Annotated in this window: 30 protein-coding genes and 1 tRNA gene; 17 read left to right on the forward strand and 14 right to left on the reverse strand. The window is 51.2% G+C overall.

Translation table 11 applies throughout. From position 1 onward, the window contains the following. Positions 1 to 84: 84 nt before the first annotated feature. The 13 genes from hmgA to rne all read right to left on the reverse strand — a co-directional run bounded on the left by hmgA (position 85) and on the right by rne (position 11,797). Entirely contained in the window at positions 85 to 1,395 is a 1,311-nt protein-coding gene (gene hmgA, locus QP938_06015) for a homogentisate 1,2-dioxygenase (protein ID WIO75458.1), read from the reverse strand. 164 nt (positions 1,396 to 1,559) lie between these two features. After that, positions 1,560 to 2,639, reverse strand: coding sequence for a 4-hydroxyphenylpyruvate dioxygenase (gene hppD / locus QP938_06020; GenBank protein WIO75459.1), 1,080 nt, complete (start codon positions 2,637 to 2,639; stop codon positions 1,560 to 1,562). A gap of 146 nt (positions 2,640 to 2,785) precedes the next feature. Beyond that, the gene (locus tag QP938_06025) at positions 2,786 to 4,321 is read right to left on the reverse strand and encodes a sigma-54-dependent transcriptional regulator (GenBank protein WIO75460.1); all 1,536 of its coding nucleotides are present in this window, start codon (positions 4,319 to 4,321) and stop codon (positions 2,786 to 2,788) included. A 113-nt stretch (positions 4,322 to 4,434) separates the two neighbouring features. Continuing rightward, entirely contained in the window at positions 4,435 to 4,767 is a 333-nt protein-coding gene (locus tag QP938_06030; GenBank protein WIO75461.1) for a 4a-hydroxytetrahydrobiopterin dehydratase, read from the reverse strand. Positions 4,768 to 4,814: 47 nt separating this feature from the next. Further along, a complete protein-coding gene (gene phhA / locus QP938_06035) occupies positions 4,815 to 5,612 on the reverse strand; it encodes a phenylalanine 4-monooxygenase (protein ID WIO75462.1) in 798 nt (265 codons plus the stop codon). Between the two features lie 198 nt (positions 5,613 to 5,810). Further along, positions 5,811 to 6,167 (reverse strand): 4a-hydroxytetrahydrobiopterin dehydratase, encoded by a 357-nt coding sequence (locus tag QP938_06040; protein WIO75463.1) that lies wholly within the window; start codon positions 6,165 to 6,167, stop codon positions 5,811 to 5,813. 58 nt (positions 6,168 to 6,225) lie between these two features. Next, the gene (locus QP938_06045; protein ID WIO75627.1) at positions 6,226 to 6,561 is read right to left on the reverse strand and encodes a TusE/DsrC/DsvC family sulfur relay protein; all 336 of its coding nucleotides are present in this window, start codon (positions 6,559 to 6,561) and stop codon (positions 6,226 to 6,228) included. Beyond that, the gene (tusB, locus tag QP938_06050; GenBank protein WIO75464.1) at positions 6,558 to 6,830 is read right to left on the reverse strand and encodes a sulfurtransferase complex subunit TusB; all 273 of its coding nucleotides are present in this window, start codon (positions 6,828 to 6,830) and stop codon (positions 6,558 to 6,560) included. Before tusB ends, QP938_06045 begins: the two co-directional genes overlap by 4 nt. Further along, positions 6,830 to 7,186, reverse strand: coding sequence for a sulfurtransferase complex subunit TusC (gene tusC / locus QP938_06055; GenBank protein ID WIO75465.1), 357 nt, complete (start codon positions 7,184 to 7,186; stop codon positions 6,830 to 6,832). Before tusC ends, tusB begins: the two co-directional genes overlap by 1 nt. 11 nt (positions 7,187 to 7,197) lie before the next feature. Beyond that, positions 7,198 to 7,593: a sulfurtransferase complex subunit TusD gene (gene tusD / locus QP938_06060; protein WIO75466.1), complete on the reverse strand. Its 396-nt coding sequence runs from the start codon at positions 7,591 to 7,593 to the stop codon at positions 7,198 to 7,200. Positions 7,594 to 7,662: 69 nt separating this feature from the next. Next, positions 7,663 to 8,343 (reverse strand): Bax inhibitor-1 family protein, encoded by a 681-nt coding sequence (locus QP938_06065; protein WIO75467.1) that lies wholly within the window; start codon positions 8,341 to 8,343, stop codon positions 7,663 to 7,665. A gap of 166 nt (positions 8,344 to 8,509) precedes the next feature. After that, a tRNA-Ser gene (locus tag QP938_06070) sits at positions 8,510 to 8,600 on the reverse strand. Between the two features lie 101 nt (positions 8,601 to 8,701). After that, positions 8,702 to 11,797, reverse strand: a complete 3,096-nt coding sequence (gene rne, locus QP938_06075) for a ribonuclease E (protein ID WIO75468.1) — start codon at positions 11,795 to 11,797, stop codon at positions 8,702 to 8,704. 680 nt (positions 11,798 to 12,477) lie between these two features. On the opposite strand from rne, the gene rluC reads away from it, so the two are divergent. Beyond that, a complete protein-coding gene (rluC, locus tag QP938_06080; GenBank protein ID WIO75469.1) occupies positions 12,478 to 13,434 on the forward strand; it encodes a 23S rRNA pseudouridine(955/2504/2580) synthase RluC in 957 nt (318 codons plus the stop codon). A 45-nt stretch (positions 13,435 to 13,479) separates the two neighbouring features. Then, positions 13,480 to 14,148, forward strand: a complete 669-nt coding sequence (locus tag QP938_06085) for an HAD-IA family hydrolase (GenBank protein ID WIO75470.1) — start codon at positions 13,480 to 13,482, stop codon at positions 14,146 to 14,148. Here the strand turns inward: QP938_06085 and QP938_06090 are convergent. Continuing rightward, on the reverse strand, positions 14,136 to 14,714 hold the full coding sequence (locus QP938_06090; protein WIO75471.1) for a nucleoside triphosphate pyrophosphatase: 579 nt from the start codon (positions 14,712 to 14,714) through the stop codon (positions 14,136 to 14,138). The two genes, QP938_06085 and QP938_06090, sit on opposite strands and share 13 nt — an antisense overlap. A gap of 110 nt (positions 14,715 to 14,824) precedes the next feature. Between QP938_06090 and QP938_06095 the strand changes: the two genes are divergently transcribed. The 15 genes from QP938_06095 (at position 14,825) to QP938_06165 (ending at position 26,383) form a co-directional block, all read left to right on the forward strand. After that, positions 14,825 to 15,352 (forward strand): YceD family protein, encoded by a 528-nt coding sequence (locus tag QP938_06095; GenBank protein WIO75472.1) that lies wholly within the window; start codon positions 14,825 to 14,827, stop codon positions 15,350 to 15,352. A gap of 55 nt (positions 15,353 to 15,407) precedes the next feature. Next, positions 15,408 to 15,587 (forward strand): 50S ribosomal protein L32, encoded by a 180-nt coding sequence (gene rpmF, locus QP938_06100; GenBank protein WIO75473.1) that lies wholly within the window; start codon positions 15,408 to 15,410, stop codon positions 15,585 to 15,587. A 41-nt stretch (positions 15,588 to 15,628) separates the two neighbouring features. After that, positions 15,629 to 16,654, forward strand: a complete 1,026-nt coding sequence (gene plsX, locus QP938_06105) for a phosphate acyltransferase PlsX (GenBank protein WIO75474.1) — start codon at positions 15,629 to 15,631, stop codon at positions 16,652 to 16,654. A 40-nt stretch (positions 16,655 to 16,694) separates the two neighbouring features. Continuing rightward, positions 16,695 to 17,630, forward strand: coding sequence for an ACP S-malonyltransferase (fabD, locus tag QP938_06110; GenBank protein WIO75475.1), 936 nt, complete (start codon positions 16,695 to 16,697; stop codon positions 17,628 to 17,630). A 26-nt stretch (positions 17,631 to 17,656) separates the two neighbouring features. Beyond that, positions 17,657 to 18,400: a 3-oxoacyl-ACP reductase FabG gene (fabG, locus tag QP938_06115; GenBank protein ID WIO75476.1), complete on the forward strand. Its 744-nt coding sequence runs from the start codon at positions 17,657 to 17,659 to the stop codon at positions 18,398 to 18,400. 177 nt (positions 18,401 to 18,577) lie between these two features. Then, positions 18,578 to 18,814: an acyl carrier protein gene (gene acpP, locus QP938_06120; GenBank protein WIO75477.1), complete on the forward strand. Its 237-nt coding sequence runs from the start codon at positions 18,578 to 18,580 to the stop codon at positions 18,812 to 18,814. A 150-nt stretch (positions 18,815 to 18,964) separates the two neighbouring features. After that, positions 18,965 to 19,756 (forward strand): aminodeoxychorismate lyase, encoded by a 792-nt coding sequence (pabC, locus tag QP938_06125; GenBank protein WIO75628.1) that lies wholly within the window; start codon positions 18,965 to 18,967, stop codon positions 19,754 to 19,756. Beyond that, complete coding sequence (mltG, locus tag QP938_06130) at positions 19,741 to 20,760, forward strand: endolytic transglycosylase MltG (GenBank protein ID WIO75478.1); 1,020 nt, start codon at positions 19,741 to 19,743, stop codon at positions 20,758 to 20,760. The genes pabC and mltG overlap by 16 nt, the downstream gene beginning before the upstream one ends. 45 nt (positions 20,761 to 20,805) lie before the next feature. After that, positions 20,806 to 21,444 carry a dTMP kinase gene (gene tmk / locus QP938_06135; protein WIO75479.1) on the forward strand — a complete coding sequence of 213 codons (639 nt, stop codon included), beginning with the start codon at positions 20,806 to 20,808 and terminating at the stop codon, positions 21,442 to 21,444. Continuing rightward, a complete protein-coding gene (locus tag QP938_06140) occupies positions 21,444 to 22,397 on the forward strand; it encodes a DNA polymerase III subunit delta' (protein ID WIO75480.1) in 954 nt (317 codons plus the stop codon). The genes tmk and QP938_06140 overlap by 1 nt, the downstream gene beginning before the upstream one ends. A gap of 98 nt (positions 22,398 to 22,495) precedes the next feature. Beyond that, positions 22,496 to 22,864, forward strand: a complete 369-nt coding sequence (locus tag QP938_06145) for a PilZ domain-containing protein (GenBank protein WIO75481.1) — start codon at positions 22,496 to 22,498, stop codon at positions 22,862 to 22,864. A gap of 53 nt (positions 22,865 to 22,917) precedes the next feature. Next, positions 22,918 to 23,691 carry a TatD family hydrolase gene (locus tag QP938_06150; GenBank protein ID WIO75482.1) on the forward strand — a complete coding sequence of 258 codons (774 nt, stop codon included), beginning with the start codon at positions 22,918 to 22,920 and terminating at the stop codon, positions 23,689 to 23,691. Positions 23,692 to 24,000: 309 nt separating this feature from the next. Then, complete coding sequence (locus QP938_06155) at positions 24,001 to 24,630, forward strand: MBL fold metallo-hydrolase (GenBank protein ID WIO75483.1); 630 nt, start codon at positions 24,001 to 24,003, stop codon at positions 24,628 to 24,630. 18 nt (positions 24,631 to 24,648) lie between these two features. Beyond that, entirely contained in the window at positions 24,649 to 25,260 is a 612-nt protein-coding gene (locus QP938_06160; protein WIO75484.1) for a dUTP diphosphatase, read from the forward strand. A gap of 142 nt (positions 25,261 to 25,402) precedes the next feature. Then, a complete protein-coding gene (locus QP938_06165; GenBank protein WIO75485.1) occupies positions 25,403 to 26,383 on the forward strand; it encodes a malate dehydrogenase in 981 nt (326 codons plus the stop codon). Positions 26,384 to 26,494 lie beyond the last annotated feature (111 nt).

A 26,494-nucleotide genomic window follows, 5' to 3' on the forward strand; every position in this document is an offset into this window, starting at 1 on the left:
ATTCTGAGCGTAGTGAAGAATCTCTGTGTTGGCTATGTATGAGATCCTTCGTTGTACTCAGGATGACAACGGTGAGGATGAAGATCATTTCTCGCCGGTAAAATGCTTGTTTAGCCCGTTCCAACAGTCCAGATAGTCTTTCTGGCGGTGTTCGGTTTCCAGCGCGTACTTGGTTGGCGCGATCACGTAGCGTGATTCAAACATAAAGGCCATGGTGGCTTCTTGTTTGATTGGCGACAGCTCACCGTTGCTGGCTTTTTCAAACACTGCAGCTTCCGGACCGTGAGGTGACATGCAATTGTGCAGGCTTGCACCGCCTGGCACAAAGCCTTCTTCCTTGGCGTCGTAAACACCGTATATCAGGCCCATAAACTCGCTCATCACATTGCGGTGATACCAGGGCGGACGGAAGGTGTCTTCAGCCACCATCCAGCGGGGTGGGAAGATCACAAAGTCCACGTTGGCCACGCCTTCAGTATCGGACTGCGAAGTGAGTACCGTAAAGATAGATGGGTCCGGGTGATCGTAGCTGATGCTGCCCATGGTGTTGAAGCGCTCCAGGTCGTACTTATACGGCGCTGAATTGCCAACCCAGGCCACCACATCAAGTGGTGAGTGGTCGATGTCACAGGCAAACAGGTTGCCGCCAAACTTACTTACCAGCTCGAAGTTACCTTCGCGGTCTTCATAAGCGGCGACCGGGTATTTGAAGTCGCGATCGTTGGCGTATCCATCAGAGCCAACGGGGCCTCGCTCAGGCAGGTGCATGGGTGCACCGTAATTTTCACAGATATAGCCACGAGCCTGACCTTCCAGCAGTTCAACACGGAATTTCATGCCGCGAGGAATCACCGCAATTTCACCGGCCTTTATCGCCAGAATGCCACACTCGGTGTGCAGGGCAATGGCGCCAAGCTGTGGCACAAACAACATTTCGCCATCGGCGTTGTAGAAGAAGCGATCTTCCATCGACTTGTTGGCGAGGTAGGTGTGAATGCCAATACCGACCTGGGCATTTACATCACCATTGGCGGCCATGGTGGTGAGACCGTCAACAAAATCAGTGGGTTTGGCGGGAATGGCTAGCGGGTCCCAGCGATACATGGTGGGTGGAGTTACCACTTCGGTAATCGGACCGCTGCGCACCAGGCCCTGATCGAGCTGGCGGTAATCACCTTGCGCCACGGATGGGCGAATTCGATAGAACCAGTTGCGACGATTGCTATGGCGCGGTGCGGTAAATGCCGTAGTACTGAATTTCTCCGCATACAGGCCATAAGCCACTTTTTGTGGCGAGAATTGGCCTTGCGGCAGGGCGCCGGGCAGTGCTTCGGATTCGTGCTCATTTCCGAAACCGGACAGATAGCTGAGATCGTCGTATTTGTTTGCGCTCATACGAAAGCTAATCCTTGTTGATATTCTTTGTGTGTGCTCACGGCTGTGACTGAGTGTCATTGCGAGCGTAGCGCGGCAATCCAGTGTTTTAAAGTCGCTGGTTTGTCGCGTCACCTGCCGACTCCATGGAAAGAGGAGTCAGCAGGGGCCGGTGGGGCAGTCTATCAGTCCAGAACGCCGCGGCGAATCTGGTCTTCTTCGATGGACTCGAACAGGGCCTGGAAGTTGCCTTCACCAAAGCCGTCGTTGCCTTTACGCTGAATGATTTCGAAGAATACCGGACCGATAACGGTCTGGGTAAAGATCTGCAGCAGAATGCCTGAGCTCTCAGGATCACCATCGACCAGAATCTGCAGCTTGCGCATCTCTTCCAGGTTTTCGCCGTGGCCTTTTACGCGGGAGTCCACTTTCTCGTAGTAAGTGTCCGGGGTGGGCATAAAGTCCAGGCCCTTGGCGCGCAGGTCGCGAACAGTCTGGTAGATGTCTTCAGTAGACAGTGCAATGTGCTGGATACCTTCGCCTTTGTATTCTTTCAGGTACTCTTCGATCTGGGATTTGTCGTCTGAAGATTCGTTAATCGGAATACGAATCTTGCCGCAAGGCGCGGTCATGGCCTTGGAAACCAGGCCGGTTTGCTTGCCGGTGATGTCGAAGTAACGGATTTCGCGGAAGTTGCCGATGTTCTCGTAGAAGCCTGCCCACTTGGCCATATTGCCCTGGAATACGTTGTGGGTCAGGTGGTCGAGGGTTTTCAGGCCACCTTCGTTGGCGGCGACTTTTTCGCGCCAGCCATTGTAGAAATTGAAGTCTACGTCGTAGATTTCGCCTTTGTCGCCGTAACGGTCAACAAAGTACAAGGTGCTGCCACCGATACCGTAAACGGCCGGGATGTGCAGCTCCATTGCGCCTACAGAAGACGTGAAGTTTTCAGCGCCATGCTCCAGAGCGTATTTGTGGGAGTGAGCCGCATCTTTAACGCGGAATGCCATGCCGCAAACGCTCGGGCCGTGTTCCGCAGCGAATTCAGCCGCTTGTGAGGAAGGCTGGGCGTTGATGATGAAGTTGATGTCGCCTTGCTTGAACAGCCAGGCTTCCTTGCTGCGATGTTTGGCGACTTCAGAGAAGCCCAGCAATTGAAACAGTTCTTTCAGGGCTTCGATGCCTTTGGCATCTGGAGCAGTATATTCAACAAATTCGAAACCGTCGGTGCCGAGCGGATTTTCTTTGGCGAGTTCAACACTCATTTGCGTACCTCTGAGCTGGTTGTCATGTTATAGCTTTGATGGTCAAAGTATGAGATTTTCTCAAACAGAGCTTTTTATTGACCAGTATCAATGCTTGAAAATGCCTATTATAGACTCTTCGTTTTTGTAAACATTCCTTTACGGCTCTAGTTGCTCTCGGGTTTGCCAATGTCGTATTCACGCAGTTTGTTTGCGATGGCGGTGTGGGACACTCCAAGTCGTTTGGCCAATTTTCGGGAGGACGGGTAGGCGGGATAAAGCCTTTTTAAAAGCTCTTTTTCATATTTTTTGATTGATTCCTCCAAAGTGGTAACAGATTCACGATCTACCAGCCCCCAACCCTCTGCATATCCGGGCAACTGAAAGTCTTCCGGTTCCAAAACTGCACCCTCAGCAACAGAGGCGGCCTGCTGTATGGCATTTTGAAGCTCGCGTACATTGCCTGGCCAGTTGTAGCGCTCCAATATGCTGCGTGACAATTCCGAAAGATTAAGGCGTCGTCCACTAGCTACATTGAATTGCCTCAGATAGTGGCGGGCAAGGGGGAGGATGTCTTCACGGCGCTCCCTAAGTGGCGGGATCTCCAGGGTAAGGACATTTAGCCGATAATAAAGGTCCTCCCGGAACTTGCCGCTTTTAGCAAGAGCGCGCAGGTCTTTTTGGGTGGAGCAAACAACCCGGACCTGACTCTGTAGTTCCTGTTCACTGCCAACCCGACGGTAGCTGCCATCTTGTAAAAGGCGCAGAAACTTGGCCTGAAGCGACATGGAAAGTTCGCCTACTTCATGCAGAAAAACTGTGCCATTTTCAGCAGCTTCAAACACGCCACGGTGCTGTACATCATCGTTTTCAGCTTTACCAAACAGCTCGCTCTCAGCGCTGTTTTCCGGCAACCCTGCGCAGTTAACCGCAATGAAAGGGTAGTCCTTACGATGGCTGAATTGATGACAGGCTTTCGCCAAAAGCTCTTTACCGACTCCGGTTTCGCCGCAAATCAACAAGGGGGCCTCAAGCTCTGCAATTTTCTTTGCCTGCCTGACAACGCGCTTCATTTTGGGGCTGGTAGCTTCAATAAACTCGAAGTGACCTACCTGCTTTTTCCAGGCGGCCATCTGCTGTCCCAGTGATGACGGAGCTTTAAAGTAAACCACTGCTCCTGCAAATGCGTCACCGCTATCATCGGCCACGCTGATTGGGTAAAAGCTGGCCAGATAGGGATAGCCTGCAAACTCCAGCTGGCAGGTGTGAGGTTCTGCAGCATGGCTGTTTAGCCATTGGGAAAGGTTGAACCCGCGCAACCACTGCTTGAGTGCTTTCCCTTTGGTTTCCTGGGTGTCGAGTTTCAACAGGCTCAGTGCAGCGCCATTGGCGATACTGATTTGTCCCTGTTGATCAATCGAGATTACCGGGTCTGGCAGGGTGTTGAGGAGTGTATGCACCTCTACATGTTCCCGCTCAAGAGGGATGTAGGGGATAATTACGACATCTTTAACATCTTCAATGCGGCGGATTTCCGGCATCAGCTGCTGGGTGATATTAAGATCCGGCTCCTGGAAGCTGAGGTAGATTTGACCGGTTGGTCCAAATTCAATTCCTCGCAAATCAATATCGTGGCGGACTAATGCGTCCAATACATTGTGAGCAATTCCCGGGCGGTTTTCACAAGCGATGAATAATCTCATGTCACTATTTCTGTACAGATAGGCTTGGTTGTGGAATATACAGAAATTGTAATTAATTTTTTACACTGGTGATAGGGAGGGGGAACAGCCCGGCAATACCGGGCTGGGGCGCTTTAAAGCTGTTCGTCTGTTCGGGCGGCCATAATAAAGTCGTTGCGATGCAATCCATTGATCTTGTGGGTCCACCAGGTCACCGTAACTTTTCCCCACTCCAGAAGAATGGAGGGGTGATGAAACTCTTCTTCAGCTATGGTGGCAACCTTATTGGCAAATACTAAGGCGTCCTTGAAGTTACGGAAGTTGTATTCGCGTTCTAACTGCATGACGCCGTCGCGTACCGGAGCTGACCACTCAGGGATCGATAAAACCAACTCTTTTAATTCTTCGTCAGAGACTTTGGGTGCATCCGCGCGGCAAGCTTCACAGCTCTGTTTGGCTAAAGACATTCGGGTATCCTCAAAAAGGTTTGATAATTTCTTTGGTTAATGCTGATTCAGCAGGCAGTAATGGCCTGAACTGCTTCACGATCTGTGATCAGGCCATGCCGTATGGCCTCTTTGACGTAGGACATAATATCCAGCTCGCACAATCCGTATAAATCTTCCAGATTGTTTATCAGGTAGTAGAGCGGCTGCATGGTATCGATACGATATGGGGTGCGTAGCACTTGCAGAATATCGAGCTCCCGGATTTCTGGGGCGTCGCTCAATGCATGGAGGGTCTCGCCGGGGGAGGATAGGATGCCTCCGCCGTAAATCCTGAGCCCCTGGCTGGTCTTCATAAGTCCAAATTCAACAGTGAACCAATAGAGTCGGGCCAGAAATACGCGTTCCTTGTGGGTGGCATTCAGGCCGAGGTTTCCGTAATGGTGAGTAAAGTCTGCAAAAGATTGGTTGGTTAGTAGTGGGCAGTGACCAAAAATCTCATGGAAGATGTCTGGCTCCTTTAGGTAGTCAAGTTCCTCCGGGGTGCGAATAAAGGTCGCTGCTGGGAACTGTCTGTCAGCCAGGAGGGAAAAGAACCGATCGAAGTTGATCAGCGCTGGTACAGGAGCTACTCGCCACCCGGTGGTATCCAGTAGAACTTCGTTGACTTCAGAGAGTTGTGGAACCCTTTCCTTTGGGAGCTGAAGTGTATTTGCCCCTTGAATGTACTCGTCACAAGCCTTGCCTTCTATGGCGGAAAGCTGACGGTTTATCAGTGTTTTCCAGGTTTCATTTTCAGACGCAGAGTAGTGGATTACCCCACAATCATCAGGTGTCTTGGTAATGTACGATGTGGCTGATTTCATGTTTGATCTCAATATGTCAAGCTGCGGAGTCTATCAGAATGAAAATAAAAATCATTAAATATGTAATCATATATTTACACGATGCACGGAGTCTGCCTTGAGCTGAGCGAGGTCTGAATGGTTTGAGGGGACGTTGGAGGGGTTGTATGCTGCGGGCAGCAAACCTGTCAGGTCTGCTGCGGCACTTGGGGGAGGGGGTTAATCCTTGATAATTACCGGCAGCTGTTCGGTGCGGGCAGCCATAATAAAATCATTGCGATGCAGGCCGTGAATCTTATGGGTCCACCAGGTCACGGTGACTGCGCCCCATTCAACAAGAATGGCGGGGTGGTGATTGGCGGTTTCGGCCAGCTCGCCCACCTGGTTGGCAAAGTTCATTGCCTCGGCAAAGTTCTTGAAGGTAAAGCGACGCTGTAACTGATCAATGCCGTTCTGATCCACGATTTGCCAGTCATGCAGTCGATCCAGCAGCATTTGGCGTTCGTTGCCATCATCAACCCTGGGGGCATCGGCACGGCAGGCTTCACAGGTTTCCTGGGAGAGTCTGGTGGGCATGGTGATTTCCTCCGTTCTGCTTAAGTAATAGCAGAAATCTAAAGGATGGGTTTGGCTGCTAGATGCAGCCCTCTGGTTTGGGGAGTCCGGCAATCTTGCTGGCGATCTTGGCTGGGTTGGGCGGGAAGAGTCTGGTTAGGTAGATACTTTTGCCCTTGTCTGCTCCCAGGTGCAAGGTGACATACTTCACCAGTGGGCGCATGGGTGGTGAGATGTCAAACTCCTGCTGGAACTGCCGAAGTAATTTCAGTACTTCCCAGTGTTGCTCTGTTAGTGTCAAACCTTCAGCTTCGGCAAGGGCCTCGGCCACAGTTTCGGACCAGTCGTTGAGGTCGGTCAGAAAGCCCTCTTTGTCTGTAGCAATTTCACGGTTTTTCACAATTAGTGTCATCAGTACCAACTTTGTACAGCAGAAGCCTTGGTGGTCAGTTCCACAAATGTGGAGTGGTTAATCAGTTTTACGTTGTCGGGCAGTTTATCGCTTAAGCCCCGTGTCTTAATGTCGTCTTCCAGCGCCAGTAACTCTCTTTCAGGCTGTGCAGAAAGTATTCCGTAAACACCATCTTCAATCAGAAGGATTGTGTCTTCAGGTGCGGCAACTCGCAAACAGGAGGTGAGTGCGCCGTGATCAAAAGGTGACTTGTTAACCGTGTGCAGAATCATCAGAAGCTCACAATGTGATCGTGGTCAGCCATTAGCTTTTGAATGCCTGAAACATTTATTGGCTTAATGCCTGCAATAATTTGCTCATTTTTCATATTGCGGTGTTCCAGTGAAGTTTCATCTACGTACAGGTCTTCAACTTCATACATTGGCAGTGCCTTGAGCATGGCGGCATGATTTTTGGTGCCCTGTCCAGGAGATTGCTGGTCGATTAATTGCAGTACACCGTCATCCATAAAAAGAACGCTTACCGATTGCTCAAATGAGCCCGCTGCCAAAACGGCTTCCGCCGCTTCGCGGGCAAGGCTGGTTCCGTAAGGTGAATGACGCAGGATAAAGAGAGCTTTTTTATTCACGTAAAACTCCGTCAGTTACCAAAGGTGATAATGCGATCGGAATTTTCGGTGGCATCCACCAAAAGCCCCAGGCCGGAGAGGTCAAAAGCTGGCTCATCAAGATTGGCAGTGGGCTTTTCAAAGCGGTCAGCTTCTTCGCGATTGATGACGCCACGTCGCAAGGCGGAAGCGATGCAGGCAACCAGATCAATATTGTTTTCTTTGGCCAGTTCGTGCCACTCGCTAGGGTAATTTACTTCGCCTTGTGGTGGCGTGGTCAATGTGGAACCGTTATGAACACCGTCGTGATAGAAAAAAATACGATAAATCGAATGCTGCGCAGCTACAGCTGCCTTGGCAAAAGCGAGGGCTGTTTGTGTGCATTGGTGGGTGCCGGGGGCACCGAGAACTATTAGGGAGAATTTCATTAGGAAATTGTAGGCGCTTAGCTGCAAACAAAAAAGCCCGGCGATCGCCGGGCTTTTTGATGCCGGTATTTAGTCGTCAGCAAAGCCAATAAGATGTAGCAGGCTCGTAAACAGGTTGTGAATATCCAAATACAGGGCAACTGTGGCCATAATGTAGTTTTGTTCGCCGCCGTGAATGATTCGGCTGGTGTCGTACAGGATGAAGCCTGAGAAAAGCAAAACGCCAACAGCATTAATGGCAAGAAACACACCGCTCATTTGAACACCAAAGAAGCCGGCAATAATGTAAGCTAAAATAGCCAAAAGTAAAACAATCAATCCAGTTATCAGGAATCCACGCATAAAAGAAAAATCTTTGCGTGTGGTTAAAACATAACCTGAGAGGATCAGAAAAACTGCGGCCGTGGCTCCCAGCGTTTGCATGATTATTTGAGAGCCATTATCCATTGCCAGATAGTGGTTAAGTACTGGGCCTAGAGAAAAGCCCAATAGGCCGGTAAACAAAAATACTACAGGAAGTCCTGCAGCGGATTTGGCTACACGTGGCAAAACAAACCAAACAATTGCAAGTGCTGCCAGGCTGCACATTAAAGCGGTCACTCTGCTGACTTCCATTGCAGTGGATGCCCATGCAGCAGTAGCACTGACCAATAGAGTCATTGAGAGTAGTAGATAAGTATTTTTCAGTACTTTGTTTGTGCTGAGGGTTGACTCAATGCCTCTAGGGGCGATGTAGGCTTGTTCAGACATTTTGGGTCTCCCTTGACCTAAATGAAGTTTGTCGCCCCATAATACAAAGCATCTTGGCTAAATCAAGGAATTTTTAATTGCCCTAAATTCAGTGTGGAATTGGAGTTTCTGGGAATTTAAATGCGAGAAATGAAAAAGGCCACCCGTATGGGTGGCCTTTAAGTAGTGGCGGAGGGATAGGGATTTGAACCCTAGATAGGCTATTAACCTATGCCGGTTTTCAAGACCGGTGCTTTCAACCACTCAGCCATCCCTCCGTTGTGGGGTGGCATTATAGCGACTTAAACAAAAGGCACAAGAGTAAAATGGTTTTCCCTTGTGCCTTTTTTACACTTTTTTTACCAAGTGCAATCAGTCGTTATTCTGCAGATGTTTCCTGAGATTCTGACGCTGCATTTTCGGCGGCGGCTTTACGTTTCAGGCGCGGATCGTTGGCTGGACGTTTCAGTTCGTTGGCAACGATTTCTACCGGTGCAGGTTTGGCAGTATCCAGTGCCGAGGGCAGAGGGCGCTCACGAGTCACGGTAGTAACTTCAACAGCCTCAACTTTGCGTGGCTTGTTACGTGGGTCGTTGCTCGGGCGAGCTGGAGTGCCCGCTTCGGTTGCTTGAGGCGCTTCTGGTTGTTCGGCTTTGGCAGCTTCGTTTTCAACTGGTGCTTCCGGTTGAGTTTCTGTGGTAGCAATCGAGGCTTCGCCAGTAGCTTCAGGCTCCGAAGTGGTTGCCTCTGTCGCTACGGAAGCTTTAAACAGATCGTGCTGTTCGGCCTTGTTGGCAGAAGAGGGCTGGCTTGCCTTTTTCGCTTCCACAATTTGTGGTTGCTCAGCTTTGGTCGACTCTGCTGGCGCTACTTCTTCAGTCGAAGTGGCAGCTACTGTTTCGGCAGATTGAGGTTCAACCTCTGCTTCTGGCTGTTCAGCGACTTTGGTCTCTTCTTCGGTTTGGTTTTTAGCCTGTGAAGAGCCCTCAGCCTGTAAAGTGCCTTCAGCTTGTAAAGAGCTTTCAGCTTGTAAAGAGCTTTCAGCGGATACAGAGTCTTCAACCAGTGAAGGGCTTTCTGCCTGTACAGGCTCTTCAGTTGCAGGAGTGGTTGCTTCTGCTGCTGGTTGTTCAGTGGCAGTAGGTGCTTCCTGCTCGACTTGGGCGGCCGCCTTTTGCTTCTCTGGTTGATAGGCTGGGGCTGCTTCAGTGGCTTCAGTTTTCTCGGTTGAAGCTTCTTCACGAACCGGTTGTTTCTCGGTTGCTTTCTGCGCTTTCTCGGCTGCCTTGCTTTCTACTTGAAGGGCGGCAGCTTTTTCGGTTGCGTCGTCATTGCTTGCTTCCAAATTGGTTGAAGTTGCATCAACTGCTTTCAACAGTTCATCGTTCACCGGGCGTCTTTCGCGACGGCGACGAGGGGAGCGGCGTGAACCTTCGCTGCGGCGTGGTGGGCGCTGCTCACTGCTGTCCTGATTGCGCTCCTGATTTGAAGTCTGTGTTTTTGGCTGTTGCTTGCTTTCGGCTGTTGCCTGAGCCGCTTTTGCCTGAACCTGTTGGTCTTTTTGGCGCTCAGGCTGGGTGCTGCCGGGTTTTTTGCGGCGATTCTGGTGGCGACCTTCCTGAACGTCACGTTGCTGTTGGCGTCCCTGGCCCTTGTTGCGATTTTGGTTGCCGCTGCCGGACTTTTTACCGCGGTTATTGCGGTTTTCTGCCGATCTTGCGTATTGCCCTTTCTTGCCTTTGTGCGAGGACTTTTTGCTGCGCTTGTCTTGCTTCTCCTCGCTGCCGAACAGAGCGTCGATTATGCGGCGCAGCAGTCCTGGCTTCTTGGTGCCAGTCTTTTTCGGTTCGCTCGGCTCGGGAGCTGGTTGGGTGCGGGCAACACTTTCAACAGCTGGTCGGGCGATCTCGGTAGGTGCGCTTTCTTTGTTGGCGTCGTAATTGGTGGCTTCCGGAGCAATGCTTTCAGCCAGGCGGTAGCTGTACTCCTGAACCACGCCGTCCTGTTCGCGGAGGCGTTGAACCTCGAAATGAGGAGTGTCCATGTGGTTGTTGGGGATAACCACCACGCGAATTTTATTGCGCTTCTCGATTTCGCCGATTTCACGGCGTTTTTCGTTGAGCAGGAAAGTAGCCACTTCAACCGGTGTGATGGCGCGGATCTCAACACTGAACTCTTTCTGTGCTTCCTCTTCCACAAGGCGCAGGATTGACAGTGCCAGTGAGCGGGTGCCGCGAATGGTGCCTTGGCCAGTACAGCGAGGACATACCTTGGAGGTGGTTTCTTCCAGGGATGGGCGCAGGCGCTGACGAGACATTTCCAGCAGGCCAAAGCGTGAGATGCGGCCAACCTGAACGCGGGCGCGGTCCAGTTCCAGTGCATCTTTCATGCGGTTTTCTACTTCGCGCTGGTTCTTGGCGGAGTTCATGTCAATGAAATCGATAACGATCAGGCCGCCGACATCGCGAAGACGTAGCTGGCGAGCAATTTCGTCGGCCGCTTCGAGGTTAGTCTGCAGGGCAGTCTCTTCGATATCGCCGCCCTTGGTGGCGCGCGAGGAGTTGATGTCGATTGAGATCATTGCCTCGGTCGGGTCGATCACAATGGAGCCGCCAGAAGGCAGTTTTACTTCACGCTGGAAAGCTGTCTCGATCTGGTTTTCGATCTGGTAGCGGGTGAACAGCGGAATGTTGTCTTCGTAATCGCGAATCTTGCTTTGGAAGTTTGGCATTACCTGCTGGATAAAGGTGCGAGCCAGGTCGCAGGCAGGTTTATTGTCGATGATGACTTCGCCAATGTCCGGGCGCAGGTAGTCGCGAATGGCGCGAATAATGATGTTGCTTTCCTGGAACAGGAATGAAGGCGCCTTCATGCCCTCTGCTTCCTTGACGATCTCTGTCCACAGGTTTGACAGGTAGTCGAGGTCCCACTGCAGCTCTTCAGAAGAGCGTCCAATCCCGGCGGTGCGAACGATGGCGCCCATACCTTTGGGGACATTCAGGTCGCGCATGGCTTCGCGCAGTTCAGCGCGGTCGTCGCCTTCAATGCGGCGTGAGATGCCGCCAGCACGTGGGTTGTTTGGCATCAGAACCAGGTATCGGCCGGCCAGGCTGACAAAAGTAGTAAGTGCGGCGCCTTTGTTGCCACGCTCTTCTTTTTCGACCTGAATAATCAGCTCCTGACCCTCTTTGAGGACGTCCTGAATGCGAACGCGTCCCTGAATTTCTTTAGGCTGCTTGTTGAAGTATTCGCGGGAGATCTCTTTCAGGGGGAGGAAGCCGTGACGCTCTGCGCCGTAGTCAACAAATGCGGCTTCAAGGCTTGGCTCAATGCGGGTGATTTTGCCTTTGTAGATGTTGGCTTTTTTCTGTTCGCGATTGCGGTTTTCAATGTCCAGGTCATACAGCTTTTGGCCGTCAACCATGGCAACTCGCAACTCTTCTGAGTGAGTTGCGTTGATTAACATACGTTTCATTTTGGTTCCTGTTTACTGCAAAGGCACAGCAGTAGCGGGACGTATGTATTCGGCGGGCAGGTGGTTTAGCAGGGCAGAGGAGGCGATAAAAACAGGGTTACACCAGCGGCTTGGCTGGTGTTCCGGGCACTATTTGTGGTGGTGCCTGAAGGCCTCTAAACTCTTGTGTCATCTGGGTTTCCAGTCGACTCTAACTCTTCTCTGGTGCTTGTCAGAGATGGAGTTCCGTACGTCGCCTTATCGCTTTCTGTTTCGTGCCGGGGAGTTCTCTAGAACTCCCGGGAGGACGACGGATCCATCTTTTTAGCCATTGTTCTGCGCTCTATGGCAGTCAACAATTGGCAACCTGTAACTGCGTGCTTTCTCGTATACGTTCCGCACCGTTGTGCGGTTAAGTTCGGTGCTTGCAGGGCCTGTCAATCGTGTGGGCAGGGGCTGCAAGAACCTTTCAAATTCACTCTTCGGTAACGTCTACTTACTAACTATTAGTAAAGCGGGATACCGGTACAAGGCGCCGCCGTGAAAAAGACCCGGCTGGCGCGGTTGCTGACTATATCAGTATTTGCTAACCCCTTCAAATTAAAGAGAACATTCTGTCAAGGGCGAGTTTCTGGTTTTACTCACATTAGCCGGTCAACCTGTTAGAATGCGCGCCTGTTTTTACTAACCAAGCGGCTGACATGACTGATCAAAAGGCAAAAGAAGGTTCTACGGGCGGGGTGCGCTTTGTAGAGGTTACGGAAGATCAGGAAGGTCAGCGGGTCGATAACTTTTTGATGACCCAGTTGAAAGGTGTGCCCAAGTCGCTGATTTACCGCATCCTTCGCAAAGGTGAGGTGCGAGTAAACAAAGGCAGGGTGAAGCCAACTAACAAGCTATCTGCTGGCGATATTGTGCGTATTCCGCCGGTTCGTGTTTCCGAGGAAAAGGTTGTAGCGGGGCCCGGGGTCAAGCTGCAGCGTTTGTTAGAGCAGAGCATTGTTTACGAAGATGACCTGCTGATGGTGGTTAACAAGCCGGCTGGCCTTGCGGTGCATGGTGGAAGTGGCATTAGTCTTGGGCTGATTGAGTCATTAAGGGCAATGAGGCCGGATCAGCGTTTCCTTGAGTTGGTGCATCGCCTGGATCGTGATACCTCGGGATGTATTCTGCTGGCCAAGAAGCGCAGTGCATTACGTTGGCTGCAAGAGGAGATGCGTGCTCGCCGGATTGATAAAATCTACACTGCTCTGGTTAAGGGGCACTGGCCCAAGGATCGCAGGCGCATCGACGCGCCACTGCGCAAGAATGAACTGAAGTCCGGTGAGCGGATCGTGAAAGTAACTCAGGACGGCAAGCCGTCCGTGTCCAACTTTTCGATCCTGCAGAAATTTGATCGGGCTACCCTGGTCCAGGTCAAGCTTGAGACTGGTCGTACACACCAGATTCGTGTGCACAGCCAGTTTGCTGGTCACCCGCTGGCTGGTGATGACAAATACGGTGATACCGAGTTTAACCAGTACGTGAAATCTGCCGGGCTAGGTCGAATGTTCCTGCACGCCAGTGCGCTTGGCTTTCGGCTGCCGGAATCGGAAAAGAAATTGCTGGTTGAGGCGCCGCTGCCGCCGGAGCTGGAAGAGCCACTTCATAACCTTTAAGCCTTTAGTTACATTGATTATTTGTCGGATAAGCCCTGATTTACTATGACTGAACTACTTATATTTGATTGGGATGGGACGCTTTCGGACTCGCTGTCGAGAATTGCGTTCTGCATGCAAAGGGCAGCCGAAGATTGCGGTATCGAGCCCCCATCCGATAAGCAGGTTCACGAGATAGTGGGGCTGGGGTTGCGAGAAGCGTTGATGGCGCTTTATCCGCATGTGCAAGACGAAGACCTCATCCAGCGACTACGCGAAGGCTACTCCAGTCACTTTATGTCAAACGATAAGGTGCCATCCCCGTTCTACCCGTATGTTATGGAATCCCTGGAGCGGTTTCGCGATACCGGTTACAAGTTGGCGGTGGCAACTGGCAAGAGTCGCCGTGGGCTTGACAGGGTACTGAAAGAGAAAGGGCTTGAGGGTTTCTTTCATGGCAGTCGCTGTGCTGATGAGACCCGATCAAAGCCGCACCCGCTGATGCTGAACGAGTTGCTTGATGAGTTTGGGCTGCAAGCTCATCAGGCAATTATGGTTGGGGATACCGAGTTTGATATGGAGATGGCGCAGCGCGCCGACATTCCTAGATTAGCGGTCAGCTACGGTGCCCATGAGGCCGAACGGCTGAGTCGTTATCAGCCTATTGCAACGATTGACTGCTTTTCATTGATGGAGGGGGTAGTTGAGAGGCATCGTCAAAGTCAGGGTGCCTGAATCCCCTGGTTGCGCAGCATTTCGCACAGCCGGATCAGTGGTAACCCAATCAGTGCTGTGGGGTCTGGTCCCAGCATGGACTCAAGTAGGCTAATCCCCAGCTGCTCGCACTTGAAGCTGCCAGCACAATCAAATGGTTCTTCTTTATATAGGTAGCGTTCTATTTCGCTGTCGCTCAAAGTTCGAAAGCTGGCGGTTGTTGTAACTACATCGGTTTCTGACTCGCCGTTTGAGCTGTTGAGCACGCAAAGCCCGGTGTGGAATCTGACGCTGTTGCCGGATTGTTCCTTGAGTTGCAGTCTGGCGTTTTCAAAACATCCTGGTTTGGTGATTATCTGGCCATTCAGCTCGGCTACCTGGTCGGAGCCGATGATCAGGTGGTTGGGATGGGTTGCTTGCAGGGCGGCGGCTTTTTCCCGCGATAGTCGACGCACCAGCTCGAGTGGCGTTTCGTTTCTCTTCGGGGATTCATCGATCTCCGGTGACTGGCAGGTATAGGGTATCGACAGTCGGTCCAGCAGTGACTTTCGGTACGGTGAGGACGAGGCGAGAACCAGGGTAGTCATAAAGGTGTCTGAGTGCTTGTTTGCCAGTCATTCTATACTGCCTGACAAAGCCGTTAACAGCTTGATTTTTCTTTGACTTATCAAAGTGATATCACTATCATTGCGCGCCTATGTTGACTACCCCATCCAAAAGAGCGTTACCCCAGACGGTTGATGCACGTAAATTGACCGGTCAAGGCGTACATCTGACGGGCGTTTTTACCGGGGAGCAACTGCCTCGTCTGGCTGCGGCTGTACTGAATATCGATGAACCTGTCGATGTTGAGTTGAGCTTCAATATGGACGAACAAGGAACCCGAACTGTTGTCGGTACGGTGTCGGCCAAAGTGGCTGTAACCTGCCAGCGCTGCATGGAGGGCATGCCTCTGGAGCTTAGCTCCGATGTGGCGCTAGGGCTGGTTTGGGATGAAGATGGTGCCAAGCACCTTTCCAGTGAGCTTGAGCCCTGGATTGTGGCCGATGAAAGCGCCCAACTGAGTCGCCTTGTAGAAGATGAATTGTTGCTGGCATTGCCGTTTGTGAATTATCACGATGAAGGCGATTGCCAGGGCGTCAGTCACTTCTCCACCGGTGAGGTGGAAGAGTCGTCTGAACCGAATCCGTTTCAGGTGCTGGAGCAACTGAAGCGAAAAGATTGATGGCGCCGATATGGCTCCGCCAAGAACAGATTAACCTTATTTCAGGAGTTCAATCATGGCTGTACAAAAAAGCCGTAAAACCCGTTCCAAGCGTGGCATGCATCGCTCTCACGATGCTCTGAGCGGACCTACTCTGTCTGTTGATCCAGTAAGCGGTGAGAAGCACCTGCGTCACCACGTTACTGCTGACGGCTTCTACCGCGGTAAGAAAGTAGTCGAAACCGGCAACGAATAAAAAGCAACTTTAAGAGGGCGCCTCTTATAAGAAGCTTCTCTTTGGCAGATTCCATTTGTCTTGCCATCGACGCCATGGGCGGGGACTTTGGTCCCCGCGTCACGGTTCCCGCCGCTGTCGACTTTCTTCGTCGGCACGCTGATGTGCGCGTTATTCTCTTCGGTGACGAATCCGTCATTCGAAAGCAACTCTCCAGTCTCAAACTAGCTGCCGCTGCAAAGCCGGTACTTGATCGTATTGATGTTCACCATTGTGAACAGGTGGTCACAGCAGACGATAAGCCGTCAATTGCCCTGCGCCGAAAGCGCGAGTCGTCCATGTGGGTGGCTGTCAATGGCGTTGCAGATGGCGGTACACATGCCTGCGTCAGCGCAGGTAATACCGGCGCTTTGATGGCAATGGGTTTGAGTGCATTGGGATTGTTTAAAGGTATTGATCGGCCGGCTATCTGCACTGCAGTACCGTCACTGGGTAAGCGCAGTTATCTACTGGATGCCGGTGCCAATCTCGAGTGTTCCCCTGAACAGTTACACCAGTTTGCCACCATGGCCAATTGCCTCGTTCAGGCGGTTGAGCAAAAAGACCGGCCGACGATTGGTTTGCTGAATGTCGGCTCGGAAGAGCTGAAAGGTGGCCGCGAGTTGCAGGAGACGGCTAAGCTTTTGGAGGCTGACCGCGCGCTGAATTACTTCGGCTTTGTTGAAGGTGATGATATCTACCTTGGCACTACCGATGTGGTGGTGTGTGACGGTTTTAGCGGCAATATCGCGATCAAGGCAGGTGAAGGTGTCGCAAAAATGATTGCCCTGCGTTTGCAGAAGGCATTTTCTCGCTCGCTGGGCGCTAAAATTGCCGGAGTGATTTCCCGTGGAGTGTTACGTGCGTTCCAGCGTCGCATAGATCCAGCTGGTTATAATGGCGCGAGCTTTTTGGGATTGCGTGGGGTGGTGGTTAAAAGTCACGGTTCGGCAAATCAGAAAAGTTTTGCCTGTGCACTAGAAGTGGCCTTGGGTGAAGCCAGGGCCAGGCTGCCGAGTTTGATTGAAAAGAGCCTGCAGCAGCGATAAAGAATTAACTGAATCAGATTAGAGTGATTAGAGAGTTATCATGAAAAAGAATCTCGCATTTGTTTTTCCGGGGCAGGGTTCCCAAAAAATTGGCATGCTGGCTGATGTTGCTGAGCAATACCCAATTGTTAAGCAAACCTTTGCGGAAGCATCAGAGGTGCTGGGCTACGATCTTTGGGATCTGGTTCAAAACGGAGAGCAGGAAGCGATCAACCTGACTGAGCGCACCCAGCCGCTGCTGCTGACTGCCAGTGTTGCCTTGTGGCGTATCTGGAACGAGAAAAACGGTGCCCAGCCTGCGCTGATGGCTGGCCACAGCCTCGGTGAGTGGTCTGCTCTGGTTTGTGCCGGTGTGGTTGAATTTAAAGATGCAGTTGAGTTGGTTCGTAGTCGTGGTGCTTACATGCAGGAAGCGGTTCCGGCTGGAGTTGGAGCTATGGCTGCCATCATCGGTTTGGATGATGATGCCATCAAGGCCGCTTGTGAAGCCTCCTCCGGAGATGAGGTGGTGGTACCAGTAAACTTTAACTCCCCTGGCCAAGTGGTTATTGCTGGTCACGCCGGTGCAGTTGAGAAAGCAATTGAAGCTTGTAAGGAAGCGGGTGCCAAGCGTGCTTTGCCGCTGCCAGTAAGTGCGCCTTTCCATACACCGCTGATGCAGCCTGCAGCTGATAAGCTGGCGGCCCAAATTGAAGCGACTGAATTCAAGGCTCCGCAAGTTCCTGTGGTTCACAATGTTCACGCCAAAACCGAGACGGATCCTGCGGCTATTAAAGCGCTGATGATTGAGCAGATTTACAGCCCGGTACTCTGGGTAGATTGCGTAAACAGCCTGACTGCTGCTGGTGTTGATACGGTTGTTGAATGTGGCCCTGGTAAAGTCCTCAGTGGCCTGTGCAAGCGCATTGAACGCTCTTTAAGCGCTCTGGCTACTGAAGATGTAGCCTCTCTGGATGCTGCGCTGGCGGAAGCCTGAAATAAATTATAACGAAGGAGTTAACTATGAGCTTGGAAGGAAAAGTTGCCCTGGTTACCGGTGCCAGCCGTGGTATCGGTGCGGCGATTGCCGATGAACTGGGTGCTAAAGGGGTGGTAGTAATTGGTACGGCAACCAGCGAATCCGGTGCTGAAAAAATCAGTGCGCGTTTTGCCGAGAAAGGTATCAATGGCAAAGGCATGATGCTGAATGTTACTGACCAGGAGTCAGTAGATTCCGTGGTTAAGGCTATTACTGGCGAATACGGCGCACCGACAATTCTGGTCAATAACGCCGGTATCACCAAAGATAATATTCTGATGCGCATGAAAGATGATGAGTGGTTCGATGTGATCGATACCAACCTCAACTCTATCTATCGCGTCTGCAAGGCCTGTGTCCGTGGTATGACCAAAGCTCGCTGGGGGCGCATCATCAACATTACTTCTGTGATTGGTTCAATGGGCAATGTTGGCCAGAGCAACTATGCTGCTACCAAAGCGGGTGCTGCGGGTATGACTCGTGCGCTGGCAAAAGAGCTGGGTTCTCGTGCCATTACAGTTAATGCTGTAGCTCCGGGCTTTATTCAGACAGACATGACGGATGAGCTGGGTGAAGATGCCAAAACCTCTCTGTTGTCCATGGTGCCGTTGGCGCGTCTGGGACAGCCGGAAGAGATTGCCCAGGTGGTAAATTTCCTGGCTAGCGATGCAGCAGGCTACATTACCGGTGAAACCATTCATGTGAATGGTGGTATGTATATGGCGTAACCTGTTGATTCTCAACGGGTTACTCCCTGTTTTTGAAAATGGGTTACGCATTGTGAATTTTAAGGTACAATGCGCACCCATTGTCTTCGGACAAACACTTTTTAAAACCGTATCGACAGCGCTGCGCGGTCGGGCGGTAGGACAAACTCTTACTAATATTTAGGGGTGAGATTACTCATGAGCAGCATCGAAGAACGCGTGATAAAAATGGTTGCTGAGCAACTGGGAGTTAAGGAAGAAGACGTTAAGCCGGCTTCATCATTCGTTGAAGACCTGGGCGCAGACTCCCTCGATACCGTTGAGCTGATCATGGCTCTCGAAGAGGAATTTGATACTGAAATTCCTGACGAAGAAGCTGAGAAAATCACTACTGTTCAGCAGGCTATCTCGTACATCAACGAGAACCTCGACTGATAGTCGATTTCTAAAAAAGGCCGCTCCTTTATCGGGAGCGGCCTTTTTTTTACCCTCGAGAAAGGCGGGTGAATCTGGTTTAATTCCTCTATGTCAAAAACTCCGATCGACACTCAGCAAAGTACTGCAGACCAGCAAACAGTTTCTGTTATGGACAGGGGCTTTGCCTATGGCCATGGTTTGTTTGAGACGGTGCGCGTTCATGATGGTCAGGCGCCATTGTGGGTCAAGCACCGAGAGCGATTGCTGGCTGGGTGTGAGCGTTTGCTGATTTCAGTTGACCCATTGGAAATTGATCGAAAATTAAATGAAGTTTTGGCAAGTGGAGACGGAAAATCCGGCATCGCCAAGCTGATTGTTACTGCTGGGGTCGGTGGCCGAGGTTATCAATTCTCGCAATCATGCGAGCCGGTTATCAGTGGCCTTTATTTGCCGCTGCCTGAGTTACCGTCAAAACGTGCAATTGAGGGTGTTGCGGTAAGAGTTTGCGATTATCGTCTTCCGGATAATCCGGTGCTGGCTGGAATCAAGCACCTTAATCGCCTTGATCAGGTGCTGGCCAGGGCGGAGTGGAGTGATTCTGCTGTTTTTGAAGGGTTATTGATGGATGCGAGAGGTTCGGTGATCGAAGCTACTTGCAGTAATCTTTTTGCCCGGATAGACAATGAATTGATTACGCCAAAGTTAAATTGCAATGGTGTTTCCGGAGTGATGCGCAGGGTGGTGCTGGAGGAGCTTTGCCAAAAAGCCGGCATTCCCTGTGTGGAAAAAGAAATTTCTTTGCAGCAACTTATTCAGTCATCCGAGATTTTTATTACGAACTCTCTGTTTGGTATTTATCCTGTTCGAAAAATTATTGAGCATTGTGAACTCCCCGTGGGGGAGTGGACTAAGCAATTACAACAAAAATTAGGGGAACGCTGGACGTGCTACCGAGTTTAGGTCGTCAGTTTATTATTGGTTGTACCCTGTTGGCAGTTTTGGCCATGGGTGTTTTGTGGTGGGTAGATCGTTATTTACAGGCACCTCTGGCAGTTGTGGAAGCTCACCAGTTCAGCGTTGCACCAGGGAGTAATCTTACCAGGGTGGTGAATGGTTTGGTTGAGTCTGAAATACTGGATCATCCGGAAGTGTTGTTGGGTTATGCCCGAATTTCTGGTCAGTCAGAAATAAAGGCGGGAGACTATCGATTAAATTCGGAGGATACGCCGCTATCCCTGTTAGGAAAGCTTTCCCGAGGGGAGGTGATTGAGTATCAGGTGACCTTCCCGGAAGGGCTGACGGCCAAAGAGTGGCTTCTGCGACTGACAAATAGTGAACAAGTGGAACTGGGGATATCAATAGCTGCAGTGCCAACTTTGCCTTTTGTGGATGGTAGCCCTGAAGGGTGGCTCTATCCGGATACCTATCAATACCATTCAGGCGCTACTGATGTTGAAATTCTTCGACGAGCTTATCAGGTAATGCGTCAGGTGCTGGATGAAGAGTGGCAAAACCGTTCAGCAGATTTACCCTACAAAACACCGTATGAGGCGCTTATTATGGCGTCCATTATTGAAAAAGAGACGGGTGTCCCGGAAGAGCGCCAGCAGATTGCCGGTGTTTTTGTGCGCAGGCTGCAAAAGGGCATGCGTTTGCAAACTGATCCGACCGTAATTTACGGTTTGGGTGATCGTTACAGTGGCAATTTGACTCGCAGGCACCTGCGCGAACATACCGCGTTTAATACCTATGTGATCAAGGGATTGCCACCAACGCCGATAGCAAATCCCGGGCGTGCGGCAATTCATGCTGCACTGCATCCGGCGGAAGGGGATGCACTCTATTTTGTCGCTAAGGGTGACGGTAGCCATGTTTTTTCGGCGACACTTGCGGAACATGAGCGGGCGGTAGATAAGTATCAGCGTCGTAAAAATAATAATTACCGCTCTTCGCCATCTAGCTGAGCCAGAGCCTGTTAGCACTAATCAAAACCATAAGGAACGCATTGAATGCGAGGCAAGTTTATTACCATTGAGGGCACGGAAGGGGTCGGCAAGACCACTAACATTGAGTTTATCCGTCAATGGCTTTCTTCCCGGCAGCTCGATTTTATTGCCACCCGTGAGCCAGGGGGCACTCCGCTTGCAGAGGATATTCGTAATCTGCTGCTGTCGCCCCGGGATGAGCCGGTGGATGAGGCTGCTGAATTGCTGCTGATGTTTGCCGCTCGCGCCCAGCATATCGATCAGGTGATTGAGCCAGCATTGGCTAAAGGTGATTGGGTGCTGTGTGACCGATTTACTGATGCTACCTATGCCTATCAGGGTGGTGGTCGTGGTCAGGATATTGAGCGAATTAAGGTGCTGGAGCAGTTGGTGCAAGGTAGCTTGAGGCCGGATTTAACCCTGATTCTTGATTTGCCGGTAGAGGTGGGGTTACAGCGGGCTCATAAACGCAGTGAACCCGATCGATTTGAGCAAGAGCGACACGCCTTTTTTGAACGGGTGCGTGGCGCCTATAGAGATATTGCCGAGCGTGAGCCAGGGCGCTGTCGGTTAGTGGATGCATCCAGGCCGTTGGAAGAGGTACAGCAGCAAATATCCCATATTCTGGAAGAGTTCTATCGAGATACAGAGGTGTCCGGCTGATGGCGGAAGAAAAACTCTCACCACCAGAAATGCCATATCCCTGGCAGGGACAGCAGTGGGACAGCCTTTTGAGGCTTCATCAAAATGGCCGAATACCTCATGCAATTATGCTTAACGGCCCGGCAGATGTGGGTAAGCACCAGTTCGCCCAGGCTCTGGCACAGCTGGTGTTGTGCCTTGATCCGTTAGGTGGCTACGGTTGCGGTCGTTGTAAGTCATGTCGCTTATTGGCGGCGGAAAGCCACCCTGATCTGCTTTCGGTCGAACCGGAAGAGGTGGGTAAGGCGATCAAAATTGACCAGATTCGTGCTACCCGTGATTTTGTTACCAAAACCTCGCAGCAGGGTGGCTGGAAAGTGGCCATTATCGATCCTGCCGAGGCGATGAATGTGAATGCGGCTAACGCTCTGTTGAAAAGTCTTGAGGAGCCGTCGGCTAACACTCTGTTGATCTTGATTTGTCACCGAGTGTCTGGTGTGCCGGCAACCATCAGAAGCCGCTGCCGCATGATACCTTTTTCGGTTCCTTCAATTAATCAGGGGCTAAACTGGCTGACTCAAGTGGTGGCCAGTGACAACAATCCTCAATGGTTGTTGGAACAGGCCGGTGGTAAGCCGCTGTTGGCGCTAAAGCTGGTCGAAGGTGATTTGCTGGAGCAGCGGGCGAATTTTGATGAATTGCTGGATCAGGTAGCTTCTGGCAGCCTGTCGCCAGTGGTGGCAGCCGAGAAATGCAGCCGCCTCAATGCTAGTGAGCTCCTGGAGTGGCTTATCGGTCGGGTATCCAGCTCAATACGGACCCAGCTTGGCGACAAGGCCTCGCGTCCTTTGTTCAGCTATCATGACCGTCTGGTCACAGCGAGACGTGAAATACTTGGCAGCAGTAACCCCAATCTACAACTATTATGGGAAACACTACTGCTTGACTGGCAGACGTTGCGGTCATCAAATTGATTTCGCACACCCTGTCCGGCTTGCGGTAGAATGGACTAATTCCATAAATTAACAGCCAAAATTGGCCTTTTGTCGAATAACAACAGATACTTACCTATATGAAAACAATGGCAGTTGATAGTCTTGGCGGCGGTGTGCGTAACGGGATACTGAATTTAAAGCTGATGACTGAAGACGAGTTGTATCAGTCCTACATGCCTTTTGTGGTCAATGGCGGTCTGTTTATTCCGACCCGCCAGTCCTATCTGTTGGGTGATGAAGTCTTTGTGCTGCTGCAGTTGATGGACGAGCCTGAAAAGATCCCCATTACCGGTAAAGTGGTCTGGGTTACCCCCAAAGAGACCGCTGGCAGTCGTCGTCAGGGTATCGGTATTCAACTGGGCGAAGCCAACAGTGATCTGGTGGGTAAAATCGAAGCCTATCTGGCGGGTATGATCCAATCCGGTGATCGGACTCACACCATGTAATTGGACTGCTTCCAGGCAGTCCAGGCCAAACATATCTTTTTATCTGAGTTTTCATGCTGGTAGATTCCCATTGTCACCTTAATCATCTGGATGTTTCGCATTACGAAAATGGTCTGGATGGTGTTCTTGATGCTGCCCGGCAGCGTGGTGTTAAGCAGTTTCTGAGTGTTGCGGTAAATCTAGATTCCTCCCGCAAATTACAGGATCTGGCTGAGCGTTATCCCGATGTGGTGATCTCTGCAGGTGTCCATCCACTGCAAAAGAATCTGCCACCCTTACCCGATATTGATGAGCTACGCGAACTTGGTGCTCACCCTAAAGTGGTGGCGATTGGTGAAACCGGGCTCGATAACTTCTACAGTCCGGACTCTGCCGATTGGCAACGGGAGAGCTTCAAGCGTCACCTGAAGGTGGCAGGGGAGCTTGAAAAACCGCTGATTATTCACACTCGCGATGCCCGCGACGAAACCATTGAGCTGATAAAGCAGTATGGCAACCCGCAAGTGGCGGGGGTGTTGCACTGCTTCACTGAATCTCTTGAGATGGCCGAGGCTGCCATGGAGATGGGTTACTACATTTCGTTTTCCGGCATCGTTACGTTTCGCAATGCTTCTGAATTGCGTGAAGTTGTAAAGCGTGTGCCGCTTGATCGCATTCTGGTAGAGACCGACTCGCCCTGGCTTGCACCGGTACCGCATCGGGGTAAGCAGAACGAGCCTCAATATGTGGTTGAGGTGGCGAAGTGTGTCGCGGAGTTGAAAGGGGTGACCGAGCAGGAGTTAGCTGTGGCTACTACAGATAATTTTAAGCGGTTGTTTCGTTGTTGATGGATGTTATTCCAAAAGTCCTTGATGACTCAGCCCAAGCTAGCCTTTGATGGTCAGAAGTTATTTGTCCCGATTTGGGGTATATGAGGGACGGATAACTTGTGGCTGGCAAAGGCGGAGTGTTGAATGGGCCCGCCTTTTGGCCGGTACCGAAAAGTGGTTCCTCATATAACTGACAAATCGTCACAACTTTCCGGTACCGGCCAAAAGGCTGCTTGGGTGTTAGCTAAAAAATAGTTGATTCACTAAGACGTCGATCATTGCTGGCTGATATGATGCGTCTTCGAATCTGAATATGACGGGAATTACATGATCCTCGAAACCTTTCCTGTTGGGCCGCTGCAGTGCAACTGCTCAATAATTGGAGATCCGGTAACGGGTAAGGCGTTGCTGGTGGATCCCGGTGGGGATGCTGACAAAATTCTTGCTCGTCTTAATGAACTGAACCTGCAACTTGTGGCGATAATTCATACCCATGCCCACCTTGACCACGTATTGGCAGCAGGGAAAATTAAAACCGCAACCGGTGCGCCAATTTACCTGCATCGGGATGATCAGTTTTTGTGGGATATTGTCGATCAGCAGTGTGCGATGTTTGGTGTGCCTTACGAAGACAAGTTGCCAGCACCGGATCGTTACATTGAGGATGATCAGGACTTGGGTTGCTGTAGTGGGGTGGCAATACATACACCGGGGCATACTCCCGGCTCGGTGAGCTTCTGGTTTGAGGATCACAAAACCCTTATCGCCGGCGATACCCTGTTTCGTGGCAGTATCGGCCGAACGGATTTGTGGGGCGGCGACTTCAGCCAAATAGAAAAGTCGATTCGCGAGAGGCTTTATTCTCTCGATGATGACGCGACCGTTATTACCGGCCATGGTCCAAGTACGACCATAGCCGATGAAAAGCAGCACAACGCTATTATCAGGGCCTGTTAAAGGCTTACAGGGGAAATGATGAGACAACAACTTTTGACCATGTTGCAGTTGCAGGATGGCATGAACAGCAAGGTAAACAGCGACTGGAAATCCCGCAATCACGAATGGTACCGGGCAATCTGGGTTGAGTGTGGTGAGCTGATGGACCATTACGGCTGGAAGTGGTGGAAGCACCAGGCACCGGATGTGGATCAGGTAAAGCTGGAGCTGGTGGATATCTGGCACTTCGGTTTGAGTACCTTGCTGCAGCACGATCAGTCAAAAGAGCAGATGGCTCAGCAACTGGAGCAGGGGCTTTTGGAATCTGTGCAAGTGGGTGAATTTCGTGAAGACCTGGAAGCGTTCACTCTGTGCACTCTGGAAACCAAAGCTTTTGACATCACCGGTTTTACCCGACTGATGGCCGGGGTGGAAATGGATTTCGAAGAGCTTTACGTCCGCTATGTTGGTAAGAATGTGCTCAATTTCTTCCGTCAGGATCACGGCTATAAAGACGGCACCTACATCAAAATCTGGCACGGCAAGGAAGATAACGAACATCTGGTGGAAGTGGTTGCCGAACTGGATCATAGTTCGAAAAGCTTCAGTGATGATTTGTATGACGCTCTGAAGGAGCGCTATCCAGTCTGATTTTGGAGCTTAAAGTTGATTAATGAGGTTGGGGAAAAGCTCAATCTCATTTCAAATGCGGGAGGTCATTTAGAAATTCTGGCCAATCCCGTATAATCCGCCCCGAATTTTACCTACCCAAACGAATTGACGGAGAATTCCCGTGAAAGCACCTGTACGCGTTGCAGTGACCGGCGCCGCCGGCCAAATCAGTTACTCCCTGTTGTTCCGTATTGCCTCTGGCGACATGCTCGGTAAAGACCAGCCGGTTATTCTGCAAATGCTGGAAATCACTCCCGCACTGGAAGCCCTGAAAGGCGTTGCCATGGAGCTGGAAGATTGTGCATTTCCGCTGCTGCAAGGCATGGTTCAAACTGACGATCCTAACGTTGCTTTCAAAGATGCTGACTACGCGCTGCTTGTTGGTGCTCGTCCGCGTGGACCTGGCATGGAGCGTAAAGATCTGTTGGAAGCTAACGCGGCTATCTTCTCTGTTCAAGGTAAAGCCCTGAATGACAACGCTTCTCGCGATGTAAAAGTTCTGGTGGTTGGCAACCCGGCTAATACCAATGCCCTGATCGCCCAGCGCAATGCGCCGGACCTGGATCCGCGCAACTTCACTGCCATGATGCGTCTGGACCACAACCGTGCTATGTCTCAGCTGGCTGGCAAGCTGGGTGTTCACAGTAGTGCTGTTACCAAAATGACTGTGTGGGGCAACCACTCAGCCACTCAATACCCGGACCTGCACACTGCAATCGTTAACGGCAGTGTTGCTATCGATCAGGTTGAGCAGGACTGGTACGAAAACGACTTTATCCCGACTGTTCAGCAACGTGGTGCTGCCATCATTAAAGCCCGTGGTGCTTCTTCCGCTGCCTCTGCTGCCAACGCTGCTCTGGATCACATGAGAAGCTGGGCCCTGGGTACTGCTGAAGGCGACTGGGTAAGCATGGGTATCTACAGCGACGGTTCTTACGGCATCGAAGCTGGCCTGATTTACTCCTACCCGTGCGTTTGCAAAAACGGCGATTGGGAAATCGTTCAGGGCCTGGAGATCAATGAATTCTCCCGCGCCAAGATGACTGCTACCGAGCAGGAATTGAAAGAAGAGCGCGACGCGGTTGCTCATTTGTTGCCGTAAGTAGTCTTCGTAAGAAGGTTCGAAAGAAGGGCGCCTCTATGGCGCTCTTTTTTTATGGTCGCACGTCGCACGTCAGACGTCGCACGCTAAACCAAGCAGCATTATTCCGGG

Source organism: Porticoccaceae bacterium LTM1, from assembly GCA_030252795.1.
In the GTDB taxonomy this organism is placed as follows: domain Bacteria; phylum Pseudomonadota; class Gammaproteobacteria; order Pseudomonadales; family Porticoccaceae; genus SCSIO-12696.